The sequence below is a fragment of the Kosakonia oryzae genome, from assembly GCF_001658025.2.
Lineage (GTDB): Bacteria > Pseudomonadota > Gammaproteobacteria > Enterobacterales > Enterobacteriaceae > Kosakonia > Kosakonia oryzae.
In genome coordinates, this window is record NZ_CP014007.2 from 1,523,161 (window position 1) to 1,547,774 (window position 24,614).

The 24,614-nt window shown below is 55.4% G+C and carries 23 protein-coding genes; 16 read left to right on the top strand and 7 right to left on the bottom strand.

Annotated elements, in window-relative coordinates:
• Positions 1–66: 66 nt before the first annotated feature.
• Positions 67–1,185 carry a YbdK family carboxylate-amine ligase gene (locus AWR26_RS07410; protein WP_064564654.1) on the bottom strand — a complete coding sequence of 373 codons (1,119 nt, stop codon included), beginning with the start codon at positions 1,183–1,185 and terminating at the stop codon, positions 67–69.
• A gap of 391 nt (positions 1,186–1,576) precedes the next feature.
• On the opposite strand from AWR26_RS07410, the gene AWR26_RS07415 reads away from it, so the two are divergent.
• From AWR26_RS07415 to AWR26_RS07445, 7 genes are read left to right on the top strand one after another with little or no spacing between them, the layout of a single operon-like run.
• Positions 1,577–3,235 carry an ABC transporter substrate-binding protein gene (locus AWR26_RS07415; protein ID WP_064564655.1) on the top strand — a complete coding sequence of 553 codons (1,659 nt, stop codon included), beginning with the start codon at positions 1,577–1,579 and terminating at the stop codon, positions 3,233–3,235.
• 13 nt (positions 3,236–3,248) lie between these two features.
• Positions 3,249–4,202, top strand: a complete 954-nt coding sequence (locus AWR26_RS07420) for an ABC transporter permease (RefSeq protein WP_064564658.1) — start codon at positions 3,249–3,251, stop codon at positions 4,200–4,202.
• A gap of 2 nt (positions 4,203–4,204) precedes the next feature.
• The gene (locus AWR26_RS07425) at positions 4,205–5,098 is read left to right on the top strand and encodes an ABC transporter permease (protein WP_064564660.1); all 894 of its coding nucleotides are present in this window, start codon (positions 4,205–4,207) and stop codon (positions 5,096–5,098) included.
• A gap of 4 nt (positions 5,099–5,102) precedes the next feature.
• Positions 5,103–6,146: an ABC transporter ATP-binding protein gene (locus AWR26_RS07430; RefSeq protein ID WP_064564662.1), complete on the top strand. Its 1,044-nt coding sequence runs from the start codon at positions 5,103–5,105 to the stop codon at positions 6,144–6,146.
• Complete coding sequence (locus AWR26_RS07435; protein ID WP_064564664.1) at positions 6,136–7,146, top strand: ABC transporter ATP-binding protein; 1,011 nt, start codon at positions 6,136–6,138, stop codon at positions 7,144–7,146. The genes AWR26_RS07430 and AWR26_RS07435 overlap by 11 nt, the downstream gene beginning before the upstream one ends.
• A gap of 15 nt (positions 7,147–7,161) precedes the next feature.
• On the top strand, positions 7,162–8,331 hold the full coding sequence (locus AWR26_RS07440) for an amidase (protein ID WP_064564666.1): 1,170 nt from the start codon (positions 7,162–7,164) through the stop codon (positions 8,329–8,331).
• Between the two features lies 1 nt (position 8,332).
• Positions 8,333–9,601: a Zn-dependent hydrolase gene (locus AWR26_RS07445; RefSeq protein ID WP_064564668.1), complete on the top strand. Its 1,269-nt coding sequence runs from the start codon at positions 8,333–8,335 to the stop codon at positions 9,599–9,601.
• A gap of 24 nt (positions 9,602–9,625) precedes the next feature.
• On the opposite strand, the gene pdxR is transcribed toward AWR26_RS07445, so the two are convergent.
• The gene (gene pdxR / locus AWR26_RS07450) at positions 9,626–11,098 is read right to left on the bottom strand and encodes a MocR-like pyridoxine biosynthesis transcription factor PdxR (protein ID WP_064564670.1); all 1,473 of its coding nucleotides are present in this window, start codon (positions 11,096–11,098) and stop codon (positions 9,626–9,628) included.
• A 233-nt stretch (positions 11,099–11,331) separates the two neighbouring features.
• Between pdxR and AWR26_RS07455 the strand changes: the two genes are divergently transcribed.
• The 6 genes from AWR26_RS07455 (at position 11,332) to AWR26_RS07480 (ending at position 17,194) form a co-directional block, all read left to right on the top strand.
• A complete protein-coding gene (locus AWR26_RS07455) occupies positions 11,332–12,180 on the top strand; it encodes a transporter substrate-binding domain-containing protein (RefSeq protein WP_064564672.1) in 849 nt (282 codons plus the stop codon).
• Positions 12,181–12,225: 45 nt separating this feature from the next.
• Positions 12,226–12,867 carry an amino acid ABC transporter permease gene (locus AWR26_RS07460; RefSeq protein WP_043952778.1) on the top strand — a complete coding sequence of 214 codons (642 nt, stop codon included), beginning with the start codon at positions 12,226–12,228 and terminating at the stop codon, positions 12,865–12,867.
• A gap of 14 nt (positions 12,868–12,881) precedes the next feature.
• A complete protein-coding gene (locus tag AWR26_RS07465) occupies positions 12,882–13,547 on the top strand; it encodes an amino acid ABC transporter permease (RefSeq protein ID WP_043952779.1) in 666 nt (221 codons plus the stop codon).
• A complete protein-coding gene (locus AWR26_RS07470) occupies positions 13,540–14,301 on the top strand; it encodes an amino acid ABC transporter ATP-binding protein (protein ID WP_043952780.1) in 762 nt (253 codons plus the stop codon). The genes AWR26_RS07465 and AWR26_RS07470 overlap by 8 nt, the downstream gene beginning before the upstream one ends.
• Before the next feature lie 402 nt (positions 14,302–14,703).
• The gene (locus AWR26_RS07475; protein ID WP_064564673.1) at positions 14,704–16,704 is read left to right on the top strand and encodes a DUF3289 family protein; all 2,001 of its coding nucleotides are present in this window, start codon (positions 14,704–14,706) and stop codon (positions 16,702–16,704) included.
• A 4-nt stretch (positions 16,705–16,708) separates the two neighbouring features.
• Complete coding sequence (locus tag AWR26_RS07480; protein ID WP_064568974.1) at positions 16,709–17,194, top strand: DUF943 family protein; 486 nt, start codon at positions 16,709–16,711, stop codon at positions 17,192–17,194.
• A gap of 141 nt (positions 17,195–17,335) precedes the next feature.
• Here the strand turns inward: AWR26_RS07480 and AWR26_RS07485 are convergent, their stop codons facing one another.
• The 5 genes from AWR26_RS07485 to AWR26_RS07505 all read right to left on the bottom strand — a co-directional run bounded on the left by AWR26_RS07485 (position 17,336) and on the right by AWR26_RS07505 (position 21,628).
• Positions 17,336–18,109, bottom strand: coding sequence for a GGDEF domain-containing protein (locus AWR26_RS07485; protein WP_064564674.1), 774 nt, complete (start codon positions 18,107–18,109; stop codon positions 17,336–17,338).
• On the bottom strand, positions 18,103–18,519 hold the full coding sequence (locus AWR26_RS07490) for a DUF1987 domain-containing protein (protein WP_064564676.1): 417 nt from the start codon (positions 18,517–18,519) through the stop codon (positions 18,103–18,105). The genes AWR26_RS07485 and AWR26_RS07490 overlap by 7 nt, the downstream gene beginning before the upstream one ends.
• Complete coding sequence (locus AWR26_RS07495) at positions 18,512–19,093, bottom strand: SiaB family protein kinase (RefSeq protein WP_227122625.1); 582 nt, start codon at positions 19,091–19,093, stop codon at positions 18,512–18,514. Before AWR26_RS07495 ends, AWR26_RS07490 begins: the two co-directional genes overlap by 8 nt.
• 8 nt (positions 19,094–19,101) lie before the next feature.
• On the bottom strand, positions 19,102–20,310 hold the full coding sequence (locus AWR26_RS07500; RefSeq protein ID WP_064568975.1) for a SpoIIE family protein phosphatase: 1,209 nt from the start codon (positions 20,308–20,310) through the stop codon (positions 19,102–19,104).
• Between the two features lie 295 nt (positions 20,311–20,605).
• Positions 20,606–21,628, bottom strand: coding sequence for a malate/lactate/ureidoglycolate dehydrogenase (locus AWR26_RS07505; protein WP_064564678.1), 1,023 nt, complete (start codon positions 21,626–21,628; stop codon positions 20,606–20,608).
• Positions 21,629–21,858: 230 nt separating this feature from the next.
• On the opposite strand from AWR26_RS07505, the gene AWR26_RS07510 reads away from it, so the two are divergent.
• From AWR26_RS07510 to AWR26_RS07520, 3 genes are read left to right on the top strand one after another with little or no spacing between them, the layout of a single operon-like run.
• Complete coding sequence (locus AWR26_RS07510; RefSeq protein WP_064564680.1) at positions 21,859–22,866, top strand: ABC transporter substrate-binding protein; 1,008 nt, start codon at positions 21,859–21,861, stop codon at positions 22,864–22,866.
• A gap of 21 nt (positions 22,867–22,887) precedes the next feature.
• Entirely contained in the window at positions 22,888–23,730 is an 843-nt protein-coding gene (locus tag AWR26_RS07515; protein WP_043952788.1) for an ABC transporter ATP-binding protein, read from the top strand.
• Positions 23,702–24,568: an ABC transporter permease gene (locus tag AWR26_RS07520; protein ID WP_064564682.1), complete on the top strand. Its 867-nt coding sequence runs from the start codon at positions 23,702–23,704 to the stop codon at positions 24,566–24,568. The genes AWR26_RS07515 and AWR26_RS07520 overlap by 29 nt, the downstream gene beginning before the upstream one ends.
• The last annotated feature ends 46 nt before the right edge of the window (positions 24,569–24,614 follow it).

The following is a 24,614-nucleotide window of genomic DNA, read 5'->3' on the forward strand; positions in this document are numbered from 1 at the left end:
CTGAAATATATTTCAGCGCAGCAAAGCATTAAGCTGCGCTAAAATTATCGATTGAGTAAATTCTGATTAGCCTGCTGCCCAAATTTCGGCATGCTTCTGCACCAGGCCAATTAATGAGCCGCCATCCGCCACAAAATCACGCATCAGTTGTGCCTCATTCTTGCCGCGTTTGACTCGCGCAGCCAGTTCATCCAGTGCGCTACCGGCATGGAGTTTGTCGGCCCACGGCGCGATTTTTTCCAGCAGACGCGTGAGATCCTCCGCAATGGTGTACTGCTCGCCGCTGTGAACGTCGGTAATTATTCCCTCCAGGCCGTAACGGCACGCCTGGAAACGGTTGAACTTATACAGCAGGTAATCCTGCGGTTGGTGCTTAAAGGGGCGCTCCGCCAGCAGCCAGTGCGATACCGCCTGAATAAGCCCGGCAATATTAACGGCGTGGGAAAGCGTCAGCGGCGTGTCCATCACCCGCACCTCAACCGTGCCAAAATTGGGGCTGGGGCGAATATCCCAGTGCAGATCTTTAATGCTCTCAATCATCGAGGTGTAGCTTAAGCGGCGAAACAGACCGGTAAACTCCTGCCAGTTCGCCACCCACGGCATCGGGCCATTATCCGGAAAGGCGGAGAAAAGATTGAGGCGCGACGAGGCGTAGCGGGTGTCGGTGCCCTGGCTGTAGGGCGAAGCGGCGCTGAGCGCAATAAAGTGCGGGACAAAGCGGGAAAGGCCATGCAGCAAATAGATGGCGTCGTCGCCATTTGCGCAGCCGACGTGCACATGCTGGCCAAATACTGTCGCCTGCTGCATCAAATAACCGAACATCTCCACCGTGCGGGCATAGCGCTCATCCTCGCACACCAACTGGCGCTGCCATTTCTGGAACGGATGTGTGCCGCCGCCGCAAATCTGTACGTGATGCGCCGACGCGGTTTGCAAAATTATCTGTTGCATGGCAGAAAACTGGTGCGCTGCCTGATGGATGTCGCGGCAAACGCCGGTGGCGATCTCCAGCATACTTTCGGTGATATCGTGCTTCACTTCACCACCTGTCACCTGGCTTTTCATCGCCTCTATCAACCGGGATGAGTCCTGGCTTAAATCGTAGCCCGGTGGGTTAACCACCTGTAATTCCACCTCAATACCGAGGGTCAGCGGATCCGAAACATGAAAATCGGCTAGTGGCATAGTCGTCCCTTATGAAATGAGTTTCCATTATTATGGAAGTGAATGACTGATCCTTCCTCTTTTGCCGCCGCATGCATGACCCGTATTGAAGCGATTGCTTATGATTTATGCATGATCATGAAAAGATTTAATAAATAGTCGCACATGAAAATAATATCGCTATGAAATCACTATTCTCCCGATTTAATGGTGCATTTTTGCAACATTTTTCCCGAAATGGGTGCGCTTACTGCCGTGAACTATATAAAGCTGTTATCCGTAACACCGCATAATGCCCTGAGTAATAACCCTTTCTGATATTTTCTGCGTCTGAATGCGATAAATTCTTGTTTATTCGGCTGGTATGTATCTTGCCTGTTAAATGTCTCATTTATTTAACAGGGACACTGGGATGCTTAATCAATCTTTTTGGCGTAAACACCGTATTGCGGCCGCGATTGGCGCACTGGCGCTGGCAGGGGGATTGCAGGCGCAGGCCTCAACATTGCGTATCGCCATGACCGCAGCGGATATCCCGTTAACGCTGGGCCAGCCTGATCAGGGCTTTGAAGGCAATCGCTTTACCGGTATTCCGTTATATGACTCGCTGGTGGAGTGGGATCTGTCGCAAGGCGAAAAACCGAGCGGGCTGGTGCCAGGGCTGGCAACCGAATGGCATGTCGATCCGCAAAATCAGAGCCGCTGGATCTTCACGCTGCGCCCTGGCGTGAAATTTCACGACGGCACGGAAGTGAATGCCGACGCCATTGTCTGGAACGTGGGCAAAGTGCTGGATAAAGCCGCGCCGCAATATGCGCCGGGGCAAATCGGCAACACCTTATCGCGTATGCCGACGCTGACCGGCGCTGAAAAGATTGACGATCACACGGTCGCGCTCACCACCTCAGAGCCGGATGCACTGCTGCCGTACAACATTACTAACCTGTTTATTGTCTCGCCGACGGCGTGGCAGAAAATCTATGACGCGGTTCCGGCTTCGGCAGGCGATACCGCCGCACGCAGCAAACAAGCGTGGACCACTTTTGCCTCGCAGGCCGTCGGCAGCGGGCCATTCAAGCTGGAAAAACTGGTGCCGCGCCAGCAGTTGATCCTCGATAAGAACCCGGATTACTGGAATAAAGACCGCATTCCGCGCGTCGATAAAGTGGTGCTGATCCCGCTACCGGAGGCCAACGCGCGCACCGCTGCGCTGCTGTCGAAGCAGGTGGACTGGATTGAAGCGCCAGCGCCGGATGCGGTCGATCAGATCAAAGCGCAGGGGTTTAAAATCTACGCCAACACCCAGCCGCACCTCTGGCCGTGGCAGTTCTCATTCCTGGAAGGTTCGCCGTGGCGCGACATTCGCGTGCGCAAAGCCGCCAACCTCTGCCTCAACCGTGCTGAGCTGAAAAGCTATCTCGGCGGTTATATGTCCGAAGCGACCGGAGTGTATGAAGAGGGCAACCCGTGGCGCGGCAAACCGACATTCCAGATCAAATACGATCCCGATACCGCACGTAAGTTAATGACGGAAGCGGGCTACAGCGAAAGCAAACCGCTGCACGTTACCGTGGCGACGTCCGCCTCGGGTTCCGGCCAGATGCAGCCGCTGCCGATGAATGAGTACATCCAGCAGAGCCTGAAAAGCTGCTACTTCAACGTCGATATCAAGGTCAACGAGTGGAATACGCTGTTCACCAACTGGCGTTTAGGGGCGAAAGATCCGTCCGCGCAGGGGGTTAACGCCATCAACGTCAGCGCTGCGGTGACCGACCCGTACTTCGGCATGATCCGCTTCTCTACCGCAAAAGCTTTCCCACCAACCGCCACCAACTGGGGTTACTTCACCACGCCGGAAACCGAAAAACTGGCGGCTGCCGTCAAACACGCTTTCACCCCGGCCGAGATGGATAAAGCCGCCGGTGAGCTGCATGCCGCGCTGGTGGATCAGGTGCCGTTCCTGTTTGTGGCGCACGACGTTGGCCCGCGCGCCATCTCCCCGGCGGTGACCGGCGTGGTGCAACCGCAGAGCTGGTTTATTGATTTAAGTCTGGTGAGCAAGAAAGAGTAACCGAGGAGGGGCCATGATCAGCACACTTTTTTACCGCGTTTTGCTGGCTATTCCGACCATGTTAGGGGTAGCAGTAATCTGTTTTCTGCTGGTGCAAATCGCGCCGGGCGATCCGCTGGTATCGGTGATGCCGCCGGATGCGTCCGAAGCGATGCGCCAGACGCTGATGCAGGCCTACGGTTTTGACAAGCCGCTACCGGTGCAGTTTGTGCACTGGCTGTGGCGGGCGCTGCATGGCGATCTGGGCATGTCGATCGCCACCGGGCGTCCGGTAATGAGCGAGGTGATGACCGCCGTCACGTACTCGTTGCGCCTTGCGCTGCTGGCAACACTGATTGGCTTTGTGCTCGGCAGCCTGTTTGGTTTTGTCGCGGGCTACTTTCGCAACAGCATTATCGATCGTATCGCCTCGCTGCTATCGGTTTTCGGCGTCAGCGTGCCGCACTACTGGCTCGGCATGCTGCTGGTGATTGTATTCTGCGTCAAATTCGCGTTGCTGCCCGCCACCGGCGGCGGGCCGATTGGCGAAACCGGCTGGCAGTGGGACTGGGCGCACCTGCAATTTATGCTGCTGCCCGCCGTCACGCTGTCGGTGATCCCCACTGGCATTATCGCCCGCACCGTGCGTTCGCAGGTGGCGGATATCCTGAGCCAGGAGTTCATCGTCGGGCTGCGCGCCCGCGGCCTCAATGAATCACGCATCTTTCTGCATGTGGTGAAAAACGCCGCGCCGACCGCGCTGGCGGTCATGGGCTTGCAGGTTGGCTACCTGATGGGCGGCTCGATTCTGGTCGAAACGGTCTTTTCATGGCCCGGCACCGGGCTGCTGCTCAATACCGCCATCTTCCAGCGCGACCTGCCGCTCTTGCAGGGGACGATCTGGGTGCTGGCGCTGTTCTTCGTGCTGCTCAATCTGCTGGTGGATGTGCTGCAAACCTCTCTCGATCCGCGCATTAAGAGGAGCTAACGATGGTGGATAGCGTAACGCCAAAAATCAACGTTGCCGCCGCGCCGGTTGCGGCGACGCAGGGCTACTGGCGCGGTGTGGGTGCGCGGTTATTGCGCGATCCCATGGGTGTGGTAGTCGGAAGCATTATTCTGCTGTTGCTGCTGATGGCACTGTTCGGGCCGTGGCTGATCCTCAAAGATCCTTACCAGACCTCCATGTTTCTGCGCCTGAAACCGATCGGCACCGACGGATTCCCGCTCGGTTCCGATGAGCTGGGGCGCGACATGCTCTCACGACTGATCCTCGGGACGCGCCTGTCGTTGTTTATGGGGATTGTGCCGGTGGTGTTCGCCTTTTTTATCGGCGGTGCCATCGGGATTATCGCCGGTTATGCCGGCGGGAAAACCAACACCCTGATCATGCGCACCATAGATATTTTCTACGCCTTTCCGTCGGTGTTGCTGGCGATTGCGCTCTCCGGCGCGATGGGGGCAGGCATTGGCAATGCGCTGCTTTCGCTGACGCTGGTATTTGTGCCGCAAGTGGCGCGTATCGCCGAAAGCGTTACCGCGCAGGTGCGGCATATGGATTATATCGATGCTGCCCGCGCCACCGGTGCCAGCGCGTTCACCATCATTCGCGTGCAGGTGCTGGGCAATGTGCTGGGGCCGATTTTCGTCTTCTCTACCGGCCTGATTTCCGTCTGCATGATCCTCGCCTCCGGCTTGTCGTTTCTCGGCCTTGGCGTGCGTCCGCCGGAACCGGAATGGGGATTGATGCTCAACACGCTGCGCACCGCCATTTATACCCAGCCGTGGGTGGCGGCGCTGCCGGGGATGATGATTTTTATCACCTCCATCTCGTTTAACGTTCTGGCGGATCGTCTGCGCGCCGCCATGGCGATCAAGGAGTAACAGCATGCAACCTTTTATCAATGTCGATATTGGCGGCCCGGCGCAGCCGCTGCTGCGGGTGAACAATCTGCTGAAGCATTTTCATCTCGGCGTGCGTAAAGGCCATGACGTGGTGCAGGCGGTGGATAACGTCAGCTTCGAAGTGCACAAAGGGGAAACCCTCGGCGTGGTGGGGGAATCCGGCTGCGGGAAATCAACCACCGCGCGGTTACTGATGCAACTGCTGACGCAGGATAGCGGCGAACTGGTGTTTGATGGCGAGGCTGTTGGTTCATCGCGCTTACCGCTGAAAGCCTATCGCCGCCAGGTGCAGATGGTGTTTCAGGACAGTTACGCCTCGCTGAACCCGCGCATGACCATGGAAGAGAGCATCGCCTTTGGTCAGCAGGTACACGGCATCAGCCGCAAAGAGGCCAATGAGTATGCCCGCTATCTGCTGGCGCACGTCGGGCTGGAGCCTGCGCGGTTTGCGCATCGCTATCCGCACGCTTTATCCGGCGGTCAGCGCCAGCGCGTCAATATTGCCCGCGCGCTGGCAATGAAACCCCGGCTGGTGATCCTCGACGAGGCAGTTTCCGCACTGGATAAATCCGTAGAGGCGCAGGTGCTGCAACTGTTGCAGGAGTTAAAACGCACCCTCGATCTCACCTATGTGTTTATCAGCCATGATCTGCACGTGGTGCGCTGGCTGTCGGATCGCATTCTGGTGATGTACCTCGGCGAAGTGGTGGAAATCGGCCCAGCGGAAGCGCTGTTTACCGCTTCCGCGCACCCTTATACCCGCGCGTTACTTAGCTCGATGCCGTCGATGGACCCGCATAACCGCACCGAGGTTTCGCCCCTCTTCGGCGATCCGCCCAGCCCCATTTCACCGCCTGCGGGCTGCCGTTTTCACACCCGCTGCCCGCACGCAAAAGCGGTCTGTTCGCAGGTGAAACCGCAACTGGCGCAGGTCGGCGAGGCGCATCAAAGTGCCTGCCTGATGGCGCAGCCGGATTCGCCCTGGCACCGGGATATCCCGCTACAGGAGGTGAGCGATGTCGCATGAAGCGTTCGTCCATATTCGCGATCTTCGCGTCGAGTTTCGCCGTGACGGGCAGACCGTCAATGCGGTCAACGGTGTTTCGTTTGATGTCCGCAAAGGCGAAGTGATGGCGCTGATTGGCGAATCCGGCTCCGGTAAAAGCGTCACCCTGCGAGCCTTGATGCGTCTGCATCCGCCGCAGAGCAGCCAGCTTAGCGGCACGATGAATGTCGGCGGTGCAGCGGTGCTGGCGATGAACAGCCGCCAGTTGCGCCACTACCGCGGGAAAATCTGCGCGATGATTTTTCAGGAACCGCTGCTGGCGTTTGACCCGGTTTACACCATCGGCCAACAAATTGTGGAGGGCTTGCAGCGTCACGAAGGGCTGTCGCGCAATGATGCGAAAGCGCGGGCGCTGGAGGCGTTGCGCCAGGTGCGTATTCCCAGCCCGGAGCGCCGCCTTGATGCCTATCCGCACGAGATGTCTGGCGGCATGCGCCAAAGGGCGATGATTGCGCTGGCGCTCTCCTGCAACCCGGAACTGCTGCTGGCCGATGAGCCGACCACCGCGCTGGATGCCACCGTGCAGATCCAGATCCTGATCCTGCTGCGCGAGCAGCAAAAACTGCGCGATCTGTCGATTATCTTCGTCACCCACGATATTGGCGCGGCGGTGGAGATCGCCGATCGGGTGGCAGTGATGTACGCCGGGCGCATCGTGGAAGAAGCGCCGATTGCCGACATCCTCGCGCAGCCGCGCCATCCCTACACCCGCGTACTGCTCGGCAGCCGCCCGAAAGAGGGGCTGAAAAAGGGCGATGTGTTGCACTGCATTCCCGGCTCGCCGCCGGATCTGGCCGCTCTGCCGCCGGGCTGCGCATTCGCCGCCCGTTGCCCTCACGCGCAGGCTGCCTGTCACCAGCAACAACCCGTTACGGACCAAGTCGCTGAACGCCATGTGGTCAGTTGCCACCGCTGGCGCGAACTGGCAACCGACATCACACCACAGCAGGCATTCGCCTGAAACCGGGGAGGTAACATGCAGGACCCACGGGCTTTTATGCCTTATCCCTTCGTCGCTGTGCCACAGGCGGAAAGCGGCCCGCTGAGCGGCCTGACGTTTGCCGCAAAAGATCTGTTTGATGTCGCAGGCTATCCCACCGGCGGCGGCAACCCGCACGTACTTGCCGCCTCGGGCATCAAAACCACCACTGCGCCTGCCGTGCAAATGCTGCTGGACGCCGGGGCGCGGTTTGTTGGCAAAACCCACACCAGTGAACTGGCCTATTCGATGAGCGGCCATAACATCCATTACGGTACGCCACGCAATGGCGCAGCACCGCTGCGTATTCCTGGCGGTTCGTCGTCCGGTTCGGCCTCGGCGGTATCCAATGGTCTGTGTGATATCGCGCTCGGTACCGACACCGGCGGTTCGGTACGCACGCCAGCCAGCTATTGCGGCCTGTTTGGTCTGCGCCCAACCCACGGGCGTATTTCGCTGGCAGGCTGCCAGCCGCTGTGCGCCACCATGGACACCTGCGGGTTCTTCGCCCGCACGCCGCAGGCCTTTAGTGCGGCGGCCCGTTACCTGCTCGGTGATGACACCTTCACGCCCGCGCAAATCGAACTGGCCTGCCATGAGGCGCTATTTGCCGCGCTCCCGCCACATAGCCAGCAGGCGCTGCTGCCGGTACGGGAAAAGCTCGCGCAACACTTTGGCGAGATCGCCTTGCTGGATGCGCCGCTGCCGGAGCGCGAAGCCGTTTATACCGCGTTTCGTCAGATTCAGGGCTATGAAGCCTGGCAGTCGCAGGGCCACAACATTGAAAGGCTGGGCATGCAACTGGGGCCGGACGTGGCGGAGCGCTTCGCCTACGGCAAAGCGGTCACGGAGGCGGAATTCGCTGCGGCGTGTCAGCTTCGCGAAGCTTTTACCGCCTGGTGGCAGACGCAACTGGGCGATCGCATTCTGCTGCTGCCGACCGTGCCGGATGCGGCACCGTTATTAACGGCCGCGCCAGAAGAGATCGAAGCCACGCGGCGCATCTCGCACGACCTGTTGCTGATCGCGGTGCTGACCCGTCGCCCGCAGGTCAATATTCCGGTGACCACGATTGACGGCGCGCCGCTGGGAATTTCACTCATCGGCCCGTGCGGCAGCGATACGCTGCTGGTGTCGATGGCCACCACCTTTATGCAGGAGAAATAAGATGACAAGCGAAGTTTTGCACAGCCAGGCGCTGGCGCTGAGCGACTGCCGGGTTAACGGCGAGCGGTTATGGGATTCCCTGATGGAACTGGCGAAAATCGGCGCGACACCAAAAGGGGGTTGCTGTCGCCTGACGTTAACCGATCTCGATCGGCAGGGGCGCGATTTGGTGATTGGCTGGGGCAAAGCCGCCGGGCTGAGTATCACCATCGATAAAATCGGCAACGTGTTCATGCGCCGCGAAGGGCGCAACCCGAACCTGCCGCCGATTGTGGCGGGCAGCCATATCGACACGCAACCGACCGGCGGCAAATTCGACGGTAACTTTGGCGTGCTGGCGGCGCTGGAAGTGGTGCGCACGCTCAATGATTTGCAGATTGAAACCGAGCATCCGCTGGAAGTGGTGTTCTGGACCAATGAAGAGGGCTCGCGTTTTGTGCCGGTGATGATGGGTTCCGGCGTCTTTGCTGGCGTTTTCCCGCTGGAGAAAATCTACGCCGCCACCGATGCCGAAGGCAAAACCGTGCAGCAAGAGCTGGAGAAGATTGGCTACATTGGCGAGCAAACACCGGGCGATCATCCGCTGGCAGCCTACTTTGAAGCGCATATTGAGCAGGGGCCGATTCTGGAAGAAGAGGACAAAGTGATTGGCGTGGTGCAGGGCGTACTGGGCATCCGCTGGTATGACTGCACCGTCACGGGGATGGAATCCCACGCCGGGCCAACGCCGATGCACCTGCGCCAGGATGCGTTGCAGGTGGCGACGCGCATTATGCAGGAAGTGGTGGCGATTGCCGGGCGCAGCGAGCAGGGGCGCGGCACGGTGGGAATGGTGCAGGTACACCCGAACAGTCGCAATGTGGTGCCGGGCGAAGTGAAATTCTCCGTGGATATGCGCAACATCAGCGATGCCGCTGTCGATGAGATGGATGCGCAACTGCGCGCTTTTACCGCCAAAGTGGCTCAGGAAACGGGGCTGGGCGTTACGCTGGAGCAGGTCAGCCACTATCCGGCCGCGCCGTTTGACGCGCAGTGCCAGCAGGCGATTGGCCGTGCGGCGCAGCAGCTTGGTTATCCGTCACGCCCGATTGTCTCTGGTGCCGGTCACGATGCTGTTTATATGAGCTACCTTGCGCCGACCGGAATGATCTTTATTCCCTGCAAAGACGGCATCAGCCATAACGAAATTGAGTATGCCTCGCCGGAACATGTCACCGCCGGGGCGAATGTGCTGTTGCAGGTGATGATGGAGTACGCGAAAGCACAGTGAGAAAACCGCCCTTATCGGGGCGGTTTAGCAGAACTGCTCAAGCTGCCCGCGCAGAACTTCCACACCGGGGGCAATGGCCTGCGGGTTAATGGCGTGAAAGCCCATGCGGAAGAAGTTATCCGGCGGCGCGGCATTAAGAAAATGGCGCGCGCCAGGTTCAATCAGTACACCCGCATGCGCGGCCCGCCAGGTCAGTTGCTGTGTGCTGATATGCTCCGGCGTGCGCAGCCAGAACGCGTTGGCATGCTCGCTGCCGTCCATCATCTGACACTCCGGTAAAAAGGTGCGCAGTGCATTGTACAGGCTGTCCCAGCGGCGAGCGGAATCCTCGTGGTAGCGGCGCAAATGGGTTTCGTAGTGCCCCTGAGCGAGGAAATGCGCCATCTGATACTGAATGTTGGTTGGCGGATGGCGATACACCAGACGGCGCAGCGCGCGCGCCTCATCGATAATCTCCGGCGCAGCGACCATAAATCCAAGGCGCAGCCCCGGCGACAGCGCTTTCGACAGGCTGCTGACGTAGATCACCCGTCCGCTGCGATCGCTGGCTTTCAGCGCGGGCAGCGGGTTCTGCATAAAGTTACTTTCCGAGTCGTAATCATCTTCAATCACCACTGCATCATGGCGGGTGGCGTAGTCCAGCAACTGCGTGCGCCGCGCTTTGCTCATCGTCACCCCGGTCGGTACCTGGTGGCCTGGCGTCACGTAGTAGTAGTCGCAGGGCGTGTCATCGAGCACCAGCCCTTCGCTGTCTACCGGGTGCGGCACAATCTGCGTATCGCTTAATAAAAAGGTGTTGATGGCTTCGCGAAAACTGGGATTCTCCACCGCCACGCGGGTTTCCTCAGACATCAGCAGGCGCGTCAGCAGGTAGAGCGCGTTTTGCGAGCCAAGGGTAATCAAAATTTCATCCGGCGCGGCGACAATGCCGCGTTTGGGCAGCACGCGTGTGCGGATCTGCTCAACCAGCATTGGCACATCCTGGTCGATATGGTCAATCACCCAGGCCGGATCGCGCACGCCGCCGTGCAGCCAGTTCGCCGCCGCGCGCCAGGTGGCGAGGGGAAACTGCTGGGTATCGGGCTGGCCGTAGATAAACGGGTAGCGGTAGTGCATCCAGCCAGCGGGTTTGAGAATCGATTCCTGCTGGCTGGGGGTAATTTTCAGGCGGTTGCCCCATCGTGGTGCATCGCCCTCGCATTCGGGTGCAGCCGCGACACTCTGCCCACTCGCCAGGCCAGCGGAGTAATAATCCGGATGCAGGTAGTAACCACTGCGCGGGCGGCTGACCAGATAACCCTCGTTGACCAGACTTTCAAACACCAGCGCCGTGGTATTGCGCGAGACGCCAAGCTGGCTGGCGAGCTGGCGGCAGGAAGGGAGAGGGGTATCAGCCGGGAAAATACCACTCAGAATGGCATTAACCAGCGATTCGCGAACTTGTTCCTGAAGTCCACGCCGGGCGTCAAAATTTACGTTCAGTAGATGGCGAATCATGCTGCACTCCTCTCGATATATCTTCTACAGAAGTTGAGCAAGTTTCATACCAGATTCCGGGAAACTGACACATACACTTGCAGAAACTGGCTCTATTCAGAAGCGACTTTGCCTCCCTATTGTAAAAACGCAGTCACAAAACGTCGGGCGAGTTTCTGATTCGGCATATATCTTGCAAAGCTTCCGGCACCCCTGGAATGTACCGGTCTGGCAAATTAAATAAGGGTGGAGAGATGAAAAAAGTATTCGGCAAATATTGTCTTGCAGCCATGATCTCTTTGGCATTTTCATTACACGCAGTGGCAGCGGATTTACCTGAAATTGAAAAATCCGGCACGATGAAAGTCGCGACCGAAGATGATTATGCGCCGTTTAACTTTATGAATAACGGCCAGACGGATGGTTTTAACAAGGACATGCTTGAAGAGCTGCGTAAATACGCAAAATTCAATATCAACCAAAGTATTTTGCCGTGGACCGGATTACTCGCAGCGGTCTCCACCGGGCAATATGATATGGCTCTCACTGGCGCGGTAATTACCGACGAACGCCTCAACGTATTTAATTTCACCCCGCCGTGGGCCTCCGCGCAGCACTATTTCGTGAAACGCGCCGATGACAAAACGTTAAATACCATTGCCGATCTCAGCGGTAAAAAAGTGGGCGTTCAGGCGGGCAGCGCACTACTGGCACGTTTGCCGGAACTGAAAGCGATGCTGGAAAAAGTGGGCGGCAAACTTGGCCCGGTGGTTGAGTATCAATCCTACCCGGAAGCCTATGCTGACCTGGCGAACAAACGCGTCGATTACGTGATCAACGTGGTGATTTCGGTGAACGACCTGGTGAAAGCGAAGCCGAAAGTGTTCGCCAAAGGGCTGGCGGTTTCTGGCCCTGGCTATATGGCCTGGCCAATCCCGAAAAACTCGCCGGAACTGCTGAAGTTCATGACCGGGTTTATGAACCATATGACCGAAACCGGCAAGCTGGCTGAGTTGCAGAAAAAATGGTTCGGTGAGACCTACGAATTGCCGAAAGAGCCGATCACCAGCGCCGATCAGTTCCACAAGTTAGCCGGTCTGTAAGTGTAACGCGGCGGGGCACCGCCGCACGTTTTAACAGGAGGGAACATGGACTTAATCTCGTGGCAGTTATTGATTGAAGGCGCATGGACGACCCTCTGGATCTCTTGCGTGGCGATTGCTTTCGGCGTGGTGATTGGCCTGGTGATCGCCTTTATCCGCATGCTGAAGATCCCGGTTATTGATCAGTTGCTGGTGGTTTACATCAGCCTGGCTCGCGCGACGCCGCTGGTGACGCTGGTACTGTTTCTGTTTTTATCGCTGCCGACGCTCGGCATTAATCTCGATAAAACGCCCGCCGCTATTCTGGCGCTGACGTTAAATACCTCGGCATTTAACGCCGAAATCTGGCGCAACGCATTTCGTAATTTCCCGCGTGAGCAGCGGGAAGCGGCGGAATCCGTCGGTATGCGGCGCTGGACCTATTTTCGGCAAATCATGCTGCCGCAGATGTGGATTGAAAGTCTGCCTGCGCTGGTCAATGAGATGTCGTTCCTGATTAAAGGCAGCCCGGCCATTGCGATCATTGGCGTGGTGGATTTAACCCGCGTAACCAACCGCATTTCCTCGGTGACTTATGAACCGCTGTCGCCGATTCTGGCCGCCGGGTTGTTGTACGTCATTATTATCGGTCTGCTGCTGAAGTTGCAGGGCGCGGCCGAACGTAAAGCGAAGCGCCTGGCGCGATAAGAGGCGGAGGAGATATGAATCAGTGGGGAATTATTTGGGCGGCACGTGAGAGTTTTTTTAACGGGCTGCTGGCAACGCTGGAACTGTTTATTATCGCCGCCGTTGTCGGGTTGTTTATTGGTATTACGCTGTGCTATGTCATGGAATATCAGCATCGCGTTATTAATCGTCTGATTATCGGGTTTGTCAGCCTGATGCGTGCGGTGCCATTTTTAATCCTGGCTTATTTGCTGTATTACGGATTGCCGCAAGTTGGTATCAGTATGGAGGCCTGGACCGCCGGTCTGCTGGCGCTGGTGATTTATCATGGCGCTTATTTCTTCGAAATATTGCGCAGCCAGCGGCGGATATTTTCCGCCGGGTATATTGAGGCCGCGCAGTCGCAGGGTTTTTCTCGCTATAAAACCTTTCGCCGTATTATTCTGCCGAATATCTTTTCGTCGTCGCTACCGTTAATGGGCAATCAGCTTATTATTTGCCTGAAAGATACTGCGTTTCTGTGCATTATTACCGTGCAGGAAATTACCGCCGCCGCGAATAGCGTGCAGTCAACTTACTTTATTCCGTTTAACGCCTTTATTGTCGCCATTGCGCTCTACTGGGGGATCAGCATTTTGCTGGAGTTGTTGATTAAGCGGTTAAGTCATTATGGAGCTAAAAGAGGAATGAGCCATGCCTGAAGCAAGCGCGGTTAGCATCAAAAACCTGTCCAAACAGTTTGATAACGTTGAAGTGCTGCGGGATATCAACCTGACGGTGGAGAAGGGCACGGTGGTGAGCATTCTGGGTTCGTCCGGCTCCGGTAAATCGACATTGCTGCGCTGCATGAACTGGCTGGAGCAGCCGGATCGCGGTGAAGTGCGTATCAGCGGCCAGCGCATCGGGGTGGATGAGAAGACGGGCAAAGCGATGTCGCACAAAGATCTCTCTCATATCCGCGAGCGGGTCGGGATGGTGTTCCAGAGTTTTAACCTGTGGCCGCATTTGACGGTGCTGCAAAACGTCACCGAAGCGCTGGTGCATGTGAAAGGGATGAAGCGCGACGCGGCAAACGAGATTGCCCGCCGCCAACTGGAAAAAGTGGGCATGAGCCACAAGGCCGATGTCTACCCGATTACCCTTTCCGGCGGGCAAAAACAGCGCGTGGCGATCGCCCGTTCGCTGGCGATGTCGCCGGAAGTGATCCTTTTCGATGAACCGACTTCGGCGCTGGATCCGGAGCTGGTGAATGAGGTGCTGGGGGTGATGAAAGATCTCGCGGCAGAAGGTTATACGATGGTGGTGGTGACCCATGAAATGGATTTCGCCCGCCAGGTGTCGGATGAAGTTGTGTTTCTGGAGAAGGGGCTGCTGATCGAGAAAGCACCGCCGGAGAAGTTTTTTACTAATCCGGATTCGGACAGGGTGAGGAAGTTTTTGCAGTCGAGCCGGTGAAGGCACTGATTATTCAAATGCAGAAAGTATTTCATCCGCGAGTTTTGCAGGCCCGGTAAGCGTTAGCGCCACCGGGCGTTTTCTTTTTACCCGCCTGGGTTTTTATCAGTAAACAGGTGACAACGGCAGCATTTGTACCGCGGCATTCACCATTCGGGGCAACGTCAGGATTCCACGGAAAACACAAAGGGCGAGGCCCGGCAAAAATATTCTGATTTTTTATTATTAATCACAAACCAATTGCCTGAGCTATTCAGTTAGCGCACGATAGCCCGCATTTATTGTGTGTATTTTTTACATACAACAGATTAAGCCGCCTGACATGGAACAGCTCGGGCGCAGGCAGATAAGCCGCCAGCGAAGCGCTTCCCTGGCGCTGACTCATCAGTAAGGAATGCTTTGATGCAAATTTCACCGCCTATTCTGTTTCCCCGCCAGGACAATGAAGATTATGCCGCATGGGTCATGCGCACCATGCCGGTTATTTCGCACCGCGCTTACCCGGTAAACGGTGTCAATTCGTGGCATGGCGGCATTCATATTCCCCATACCGATACCGGCGCGTTAGCCAATCCGCTGCGTGCGGTTGCCGACGGTGTGATTGTCTATGCGAACGATCCTGCACCGGTGGAGAAGCGGGACCGAAAACCCCTTAACTACGATGGCAAAACAGACAATGGATGTGTCCTTATTCGCCATGAAATGCTGATTGGCGACGACCCGGTATTGTGTGTGTTTTACTCGCTAACCATGCATATGAAACAGGTTCGACCTGAAATTCAGGGGAAAGTGGGCATGCGCGTAAGGCGAGGTCAGGTGATTGGCACATCTGGTATGGTCAGTGGGGCCAATGCGTACCATTTCCAGATGTGCTGTCCTTCCGAAATGTTGAAGAGGCTGTGTGGCCGTGAGCAGGGCAATCTGGATGTCAGCGCCCCCGGAGAAGAGAGAACGGCTTATGGTCATCGCTATTTTTTTCTTCCTGAAGGGACCGCGATTTATGCGGGAGGTACGCCTTATGCGTTGTCGGCATCTCCTTGCTGCCTCATCCCGGAAGCGCTCTATATCGCCCATGAAGGGAGTAAGACCCGCACTTTGCGTAAAGCCGATGGTATTTACGCAAGCGTGGGTGAAGTTGCAGTTGCCGTTGATTATATTTGCGAACCTTCGCCAGCGATCGGCGGATATAAAACTTACAGCGAATGGATACGGGTGGCATACCCCGGCGGCGAAGGGTGGGTTGATGTGTCATCCCCAACGATAAACACCTGGACGGATGCCGATTTCCCTGACTGGGTGGGCTGGACGCTTGTTGATGATGATTCCACCCCAGACAGTCAGTGCAATTCCTCGATGGTGAAAAAAGCGCTGGCGAAGCAGGATAGCGATTTAACCCGGTTTATCTGTAAGTTTCCACTCGAATGGAATTTCGCTTCATTTGATGTGCGTTTTTCATGGCTGAAAGCGCCGAATGACGAATTGCCTGAGCCGATGAGTGATGAGGATTATGCGAGCTTAAAGGAACATGCTCAGGCGCTGTGTTTCTTCGACAAACTTCCGCTGGAAAATCAGATGGAGTTAACCGGTCTCATCTGGCATTTCGATCCTCGCGAACTGATGATTCAGTTACAAAAAGCAGAACGCAGACTGATTTATTACAGTGCAAACGGAATCAAAAACAAAAAAATGAATAATTTCACCGCCGACGACATGCGGCATGGTGATTTAACCAAAGAGCAAATACTCGCTCAGGGAAGACTGGGGCTAGGGGAGAAATTTAAATTCAACCTGTTTAACTTCAATAAAACGGTGGAAGAACACTTTGCCAGTATGGAGAGTATGGCTTTCTGGACTGCGTGGGGAGAATATGCCCCGTTAATCAGAATCATGCTTGAAAAATTCAGAAAGAACGAAGGGGGTATTTTACGACATGAATTACTGAACAAAGCTTTATTGGAACATTCTAATACTAAAGAATGTGTCACTAAAATTCGAGGTTTTATTATAAAAAGGCTGCATTCAAATAACTTTTGTTCTCTTTCAAAATCAGCTTTAAAAGCAATAAATAACGATGTAAAAGGAATTAGGTTGCCCAAGTTTACTGATATAGATTGGTTCAATGGGCTTGGGATTTCTATTCATGATACATTCTCCACCAGGATATACATTGACAATTTCATTATCGATGAAAAGGAATCTGGCGGGATTTCGCGTAAAAAATTCCAGGTTCGATTGACATTCCAGATACAAGACCATTTTGGACTGGATATTTCAGATATGAATTGTATTCTTTTTGAGAATATATCATGGTTTTGTTCGTGGTTTATGCTGCAACGTTATAATGAATATAATTTTAAGCCCTTTATTAATGAAGCAAACTTCAGCGTGTGGATAAATGGATGATCACATGAAATATTTGAAAATCATCGTTGCTGTGTTTTTTATTGGCGCATTTTATATGTTCTATGCGTATTTTCTTCGACAGGGTCATGTTAACAAAATTTATCAGCATATTGATTTTAGTGAAGACTGGAACTGTATATCTACTGTTGTTTTAGTTGATGATGCACCTTTGTCTCGTTATGCACAGAGAAGAATGTGGATTAAGCACAGCAGTCAAATACTCGAAAAGTCACGCCTTATTACTCCTGAGTGTGATAGTATTCTTTTTTTACGAAATAAAACGGAGCGGGCATATGATGTTGGGGATAACAATTACTGGGTTAGTGATTTTCAGTACTGTCTGAATGGTGTTTTTGGAAATAAAAAATGCATCTCAAAAGAAGAGCAGCTCATTGTTATTCAAATGAGGCAGTCTACTTTGTCTGATAAAAAGGTAGGTATGGTAAACAGAAATCCTATTTATATTCATTATATTGATTATGGCGGATAACACCTGTTTTTCGGGCTGATGCATTTTTGATGAGACACGGAATGAATAATTCCGGTGTTTTAATGAATGGAACAATTTCGTAGTGACAGTAATAAGCATTTTGCCGGATAGCGCTATGCTTGTCCGGCATGCAGCCCGATCTCAATTAAATATCCCGCCTGGCCTCACGGTGCAGCCCTGTTCTGGCGGCAGATGAAAAAAAGCCTCATGCAGCGCGACCTGGTTTCGCCCACGTTTTTTCGCGTTATACAGTGCGCCGTCGGCTTCGCTGTACAGTGTTTCGAAGCTGCTCTCTTTCACGCCGAGACTGACGCCGAAACTGGCGGTCACCAGTTGCTGCGGCAGCACGTCCAGCGGCGAAGCATTCAGCGAGGCGTGGATATAGCTGGCGGTAATCATCGCCTCTTCCACCCGGGCGTTTGGCAACACAATGGTAAACTCCTCACCGCCGACGCGGCCGATGGCTGCGCTCTCCGGCACCGCCCGGCGTACGCGTGACACCAGCGCACAAATCACCCGATCGCCGGTCGGATGACCATATTCGTCGTTAATCCGTTTGAAATGATCAATATCCAGTAGGATCAGCGCCACATCGCCTTTCAGCAGCCCGCTGTTGATCTGGCTGATGATCGCGCTGCGGTTAAACACATCGGTCAGCGGATCGTGCGTCGCTTCATACTCCAGCCGCGCGGCAAGCTGCTGGAGCTGCTCGTTCATTCGCGTCAGTTCGCGTTCGGCGCGGTCGCTGCGGGAGATCAGACGATACGATTCGCGGATCAGACGCTGGTAATGTCTGGAAACGACCCACAGCTTTTCGCGGCAGACCTCTGCCGGAAGCTGTGCATCGGCAGCCGCCAGCCGGGCATCTTCGAGTACGGAATATTCCTCCCTGAAGAGCTCATTAATATCTAGCATGCGGTGATGTCCGGGATAAGAAACACAGCCAGTGATGGGAAGTCGATGCGCAGCTCCTGACCAAACTCTTCGGAGATGTCATCTTCCGGGTCGTAGTACCAGTGCAGCTCACACGGCGCGCCGTTTTTCGCGTGGTTATTCAGGATCTCAAACAGCGTAAACAACAGCTTGGTGCTGGAACTGTTGAAATAGCTCAGCGCGACGTGCAATTGCAGCGGCGCGCTGGTTTGTTGGCCGCTTTGCAACCAGTTCTCCAGCGCATCCAGCAGCGGACGGAAGAACGCGGCGGCATTCTCCGGGTAGGCTTCGCCTTTCAGCAGCAGCTTTTGCGCGGCAAAATCAAATTTCACCTCCGGCGTGGCGGCGGTGGCGGACAATTCAATAGCAGGCGTCAATGTCATATCAGTCATGGCAAAACGTTGCCTTTAAGTGAAAGGCGGAAAGGGAGCTTGCCGCCAGTGGATGAATGCGATACTCCAGCGGAACGCTGGTATCGCGCGCCATGGTCAACAAACCGATATTGGCCCCTTTGCTGGTTGCCGGCGCTTCGCTTTTCAGCCCCTGCTTCCAGGCGTCGCGGATTTCTGCCTGCGACATACCGCGCAACACTTCAAGGTTCGTTTGCAGCAGGGTGGAGGCTTCCGGCCCCACCAGGTTTGCCGTTTCCAGGTAGTAATGGGTCTGATCCATATGAAAACAGACCGAACCAAAGCGCAGCTCGTGTTCAACGGCCGATAAAAATCGATCGTCGGCGGAGTAGCGCACAATGTTTTGCCCCATCTCGATAAAGGCCGAGAAGAGTTTGCGGCGCGTCACGGCGGAGGATTCATGTTTATCCAGCCAGGCGCGGATCACTTCACCCAGCGAAACAATATGTTGCTGGGAAAAATAGCCGGTATAAAAAAGCTCAACGGCGTTTTGCCGTTGCAGCGTAAAAAGGGGTAACAGAACGGCGTCTTTGACCTGCAGGTCGTTTATTTGCATGCTTTTATCTACCAACGAAAACCAAACCATGTCATGTCATCGCGTGACGTTTGCTGCCCCTGCCACGCTTTCAGCGACGTCAGCAGGGCGTCGGAAAGCGCAGGTAGCGGTAGCGCACGGTGTTGCGCCAACAATGACTGAATACGTTTCTTACCAAACATCACGTTGCGCGGGCCGCCGGGCTGATCGGTGACGCCATCGGAAACCAGCAACAGCGTATCGCCTCGGCGCAGCGGCGCCTGATAACGCTGCCACTGGTAATCCACCGGCGTATCGGTATAACCCACGCCTTTGCGGCAACTCTCCAGCACCTCGCTCTGCTGGGTTTCTGCGCCCAGCAGAAAAGCGTGCATACGGGCGCTGGCCCAGCACATCTGTTCGTTTGTTGTATCGACAAACAGGGCAATGGCGTCGCAACCATCATTTGACTGGCCGCTGTCCGCCGACGGATGCATCTGGCTGAGCGTCTGTTTTATATGTTGATTGATATGGCTCAGCAGTTGCTCCGGCGCGTCAATCGGTGCCAGCGTCAGCGCTTTTTCCAGCGCCGAGGAGAAGATAAAAGTCATAAACGCGCCCGGCACGCCGTGTCCGGTGCAATCGGCCAGCACTATCAACCAGCCATTTTCCGCGCGCTGAAAAGCATAAATATCGCCGCCAACGCAGTCGCGCGGATGCCAGTGCAGGCACCAGTCTTGCAGGGTTTTATCAATCGCAGTACGTGAACGGCTGAGCATGGATTCCTGGATAATGCGCGCATATTCAATGCTTTGCATAATTTGCAGGTGCTGTTTGGCCTGCAAATCGGAAACGGTACGAATCAGATCGATGCCGAGGCCAATGCCGACATATTGCCCCTCTTCAGTGAGGATAAAACCTTCGGTCACCGCTTTGTCGCCGGTTTCAATGACCCGCCCGGAGAGATAGTCAAGACCCGCATCCGCATCGACAATCAGCGGGTTTTTATCCATAAACGCGATACAACTCTTCTGATCGTAGAGCTCGTGGAAAAAGGGGCGGCTCATCTGCGAGAGGAAAATATGTCGGTTAATCATGCCGATAGGCCGGTTTTTTTCCAGCACCGGCAGACCGATCAACGATTTGTGTTCGTTGAACAGCGACATCACCTGCAGGTTATTGGCGTCCGGCGTCACGTGCGGGACGGCAAGGCGCAAAATACCCGCGTTAAGCTGCCGGGAAGAGATCGGTATGTCCATCATCCACGCAAAACCCTGTATTAAGAATAATCCTAGGTTATGGGGCATTTGTGACGGTTTGATTTCAATTAGGTAACTCGATGAATAACGGAAGATTATTGCTACTTAAGTGAAATATTGGCGGTAAGAGAAGTTGCACTGACAAAAAAAAGCCCGCTCTTGACGGGCGGGCAAAAAATACTGGAAGCAATGTGAGCAATGTCGTACCGAATACCTGAGTGTTTGACTCAACTATTCGGTAATGAGAAAGATAATCTTTATCATCTTTGCGATCAACCCCAAATTTTGTGCGACTTCATGCCGTTAAGGATTCCAGGGCGACAAACTCCTGCCAGCTCACCTCATCGATGGCGATCCCTTCTTCAATTCGGCGCGCCCGGGCCCGCTGCTCCGGCTCGCCGGGGATCTGCACGTCGCGGCCCTGCTGGTCGTGACGAACCCACTCCACCTGTGCCAGCACTTCCTGCTGATAACTTTCGCCCGCGCCTAGCTTTTTGGGATCGAACAAAATCGACAGCATGTTGTTGATGATGCCTGCGCGCGGCGCAATGTCATGGCTTTCGGTTTCGCCGCCGGTCAGCGCAGCGCCCAGCAGACTGCAAATCAGCGACAGTCCGGCGCCTTTGTGCCCGCCAAACGGCAGCAGCGCACCGCGCGGCTCGCTCATCAATACGCCGGGATCGGTGGTCGGCTCACCGTTAGCATCCACCGCGCAGCCTGGCGGGATGGGGCGACCTTCATTCCACGCCACACGAGCTTTGTTCCCGGCGATAGCGCTGGTGGCGAAATCCAGCACCACCGGTGGGCGATCCGCCAGCGGAATACCCACGCAGAAGGGGTTGGTGCCGAGCCGTGCCCGCAACCCGTCGAACGGCAGCACCGCCGAAGGGGCCGCCACATTGGCAAAATGGATCGATACCAGCCCGGCAGCGGCAACCTGTTCCGCCCATGCGCCAATGCGCCCGAGATGATGTGAATTGGATAAGCCGACCAGCGCCACGCCATATTGCTGCACGCGATCGATCCCGGCCCGCATCGCCTGTTCGCCCAGCAACTGGCCGAAACCGTGACCGCCATCGAAGGAGAGCACCGCGCCTGCATCACGTATCGTGCGCAGGCGAGCATCCGCTTGCAGATCGCCTGCGAGGATGGCGCGGATATAGCGCGGCAGCAGCGTGACGCCGTGAGAGTCGTGGCCTTTTAATGAGGCTTCAACCAGATTATCTGCGACTTTTTGCGCAATATCCGCAGGCGTGTTCACCCGCAGCAGATGCTGTTGCAGCAGCGTGCGCAATTGTTGATGTGAAAATAACGGCATAAACCCTGAACTCATTAAGGAAATAAAGAGGAGCTTTCGACTATAACGAGGATATATTTGTCACCTAACCATTAAAAATAACTATCCTTTCCCGCCCACTGAATAACGCCTGCGCCTTATCTGACTATTGTTAATTTTTAACTAAGCATTGCAGATTAAATCATTTCCTTTTTCTGACCCCGCCAGCCAATCATTTTCTTTTTGAAAAATTAAAAAAACGGGGAACAGAGATGAAAAGATTACACCAGACGCTCGCAGGCGTTTTGGCGCTTGCTACGCTTGGCGGTATCAGCCCCTCCGCGCTGGCGGAAGGGAAAATTAGCATTGCACAGCAATTTGGCATTGGTTATTTAATTCTGGACGTGGTACGCGACCAACAGCTAATTGAAAAAGAAGGTAAAAAAGAGGGACTGGATATTCAGGTTGAGTGGCGCACCATTTCCGGTGCTACCGGTATGAATGAAGCGCTGCTCTCCGGCGCGCTGGATGTGGCCTCCGCAGGCGTGCCGCCGCTATTAACGCTGTGGGATCGCACCAAAGATCGGCAGAATGTAAAAGCCATTGCCTCGCTCGGTTCCATGCCCAACTATTTGCTCAGTAATAACCCGGCGGTAAAAAGCATTAAAGATTTAAGCGATAAAGACAGAATTGCCGTCCCGGCTGCGGGCGTCGGTTTCCAGTCGCGGACATTACAGATTGAAACCGCCAAATTATATGGCGATGCCGATTTTAAACGCTTCGACAATATTAGCGTCAGCCTGCCACACCCGGATGCCAGCGCAGCGTTAATTGCCGGTGGTTCGGAAATTACTACCCACTTCTCCAGCCCGCCGTTCCAGTATCAGGCGCTGGAACACAGCAACGTCCATAAAATTCTCAGTTCGTATGATGTGTTGGGCGGACAGGCCACTTTTAACGTGCTTTACACCACACAGAAATTCCACGACGAGAACCCGAAAACCTATAAGGCGTTTTATCGCGCCCTGAGCGACGCCGCCAAAATCATCAACGCCGATAAAAATGCGGCGGCGGAAACCTATATTCGCGTGGAAAAATCACGGCTGCCATTACCGCTGGTGCAGAAGATTGTGAATGACCCGGAAATTAGCTTCACCATTTCGCCGGAGCGCACCGGTGTGTACGCCGAAAAACTCCATGAACTTGGCGTGCTGAAAAATAAAGCCGCCTCGTGGAAAGACTACTTCTTCGACGAAGCGTGGGAAAACCCAGGCAGTTAAACCACCACACAGGAGGCCGCGATGGCAACTCACCACAACGACGGGCCGCTGTTGCAGGTCAGCCATGTTGATATTGAATACCGCACCCGCGAACGGCTGGTGCGGGCAACCCACGATGTCAGTTTTGATGTCTGGCCTGGCGACCGCTTTATTCTGCTTGGCCCTTCCGGCTGCGGGAAATCGAGCCTGCTGAAAGCGACGGGCGGTTTTCTGACGCCGCGCGGCGGTGAGATCACGTTGCAGGGCGAGGCGATCACTGCGCCTGGCCCGGAGCGGATGATGGTGTTCCAGGAGTTTGATCAGTTGCCGCCGTGGAAAACGGTGCTGGAAAACATCATGTTCCCGCTACTGGCGAGCCGCAAAGCCAATCGCGCGCAAGCCAGAGAAACGGCGCTGCACTTTCTCAATAAAGTTGGGCTGGCCGGGTTTGCCGATGCGATGCCGCATACCCTTTCCGGCGGCATGAAACAGCGCGTGGCAATTGCCCGCGCGCTGGCGATGAAGCCGCGCATTTTGTTGATGGATGAACCGTTTGCCGCGCTGGATGCGCTGACGCGCCGCACCATGCAGGAGGAGTTGCTCGCGCTGTGGGAAGAGGAGCGCTTTACCCTGCTGTTTGTCACGCACTCCATTGAAGAGGCGCTGGTGGTCGGCAGCCGTATTCTCGTGCTGTCGCCGCACCCGGGACGGGTTCGCGCCGAGCTGAACTGCCATCAGTTCACGCTCAACGATTTTGGTAGCGAGGCATTCCAGCATGCCGCGCAGCATATTCACGATCTGCTGTTCCCCTCTGGCGGAAACCGCACATCTCCTGTTTCTGGTGAGGAGCCCGCGTATGTCGCAGCCACCCTACATTCGTCCTGAATTTGAACGTGAACTGCCGCCGCTGCGCGATGTGGCCGTTGAAGCGCCGTTACCGCTCGGCCAGCGGCTGTGGAATATGGCGTGGTTACGTAAAACCTTTATTGTGCTGCTGGTGCTGGCGTTATGGGAAATCGCCGCGCGCGTGCAACACAATGATTTGATGCTGCCCGGCGTGCTGCAAACCTGGCACGCCTTCAGCGAAGATATGCGCAACGGCGAGTTGCCGCAGAAGATTATTAATTCGCTGAGCATTTTGCTGAAAGGGTATCTGATTGGCAGCGTGCTGGCGCTGGTAGCCAGCGCGCTGGCGGTGACCACGCAGTTTGGCCGCGACTTGCTCAGCACGCTCACGGCGATGCTCAACCCGTTACCGGCGATTGCGCTGTTGCCGCTGGCACTGCTGTGGTTTGGTCTTGGCAATGCCAGCCTGATCTTTGTGCTGGTGCATTCGGTGATGTGGCCGATTGCGCTGAACACCTGGTCGGGTTTTAGCGGTGTGCCGGAGACCCTGCGCATGGCCGGGCGCAATTATGGTCTTAGCGGCCCGCGTTATGTGGTGACGATCCTGATCCCGGCATCCTTACCGGCCATCCTCTCCGGGCTGAAAATCGGCTGGGCTTTCGCCTGGCGCACGCTGATTGCCGCCGAATTGGTGTTCGGCGCTTCCAGCGGGCAGGGCGGTCTGGGCTGGTATATCTTCCAGAACCGCAACGAGTTGTTCACCGACCGCGTTTTTGCCGGGCTGGTTACGGTGATCGCTATTGGTTTATTGGTCGAAGGCGTGGTGTTCGCCAGCCTTGAGAAAGTCACCGTCAAACGCTGGGGCATGCAGCGTTAAACTCCCGCCTTTTATCCTCTTCTGTGCCCGGCAGCAGGTTGATTGC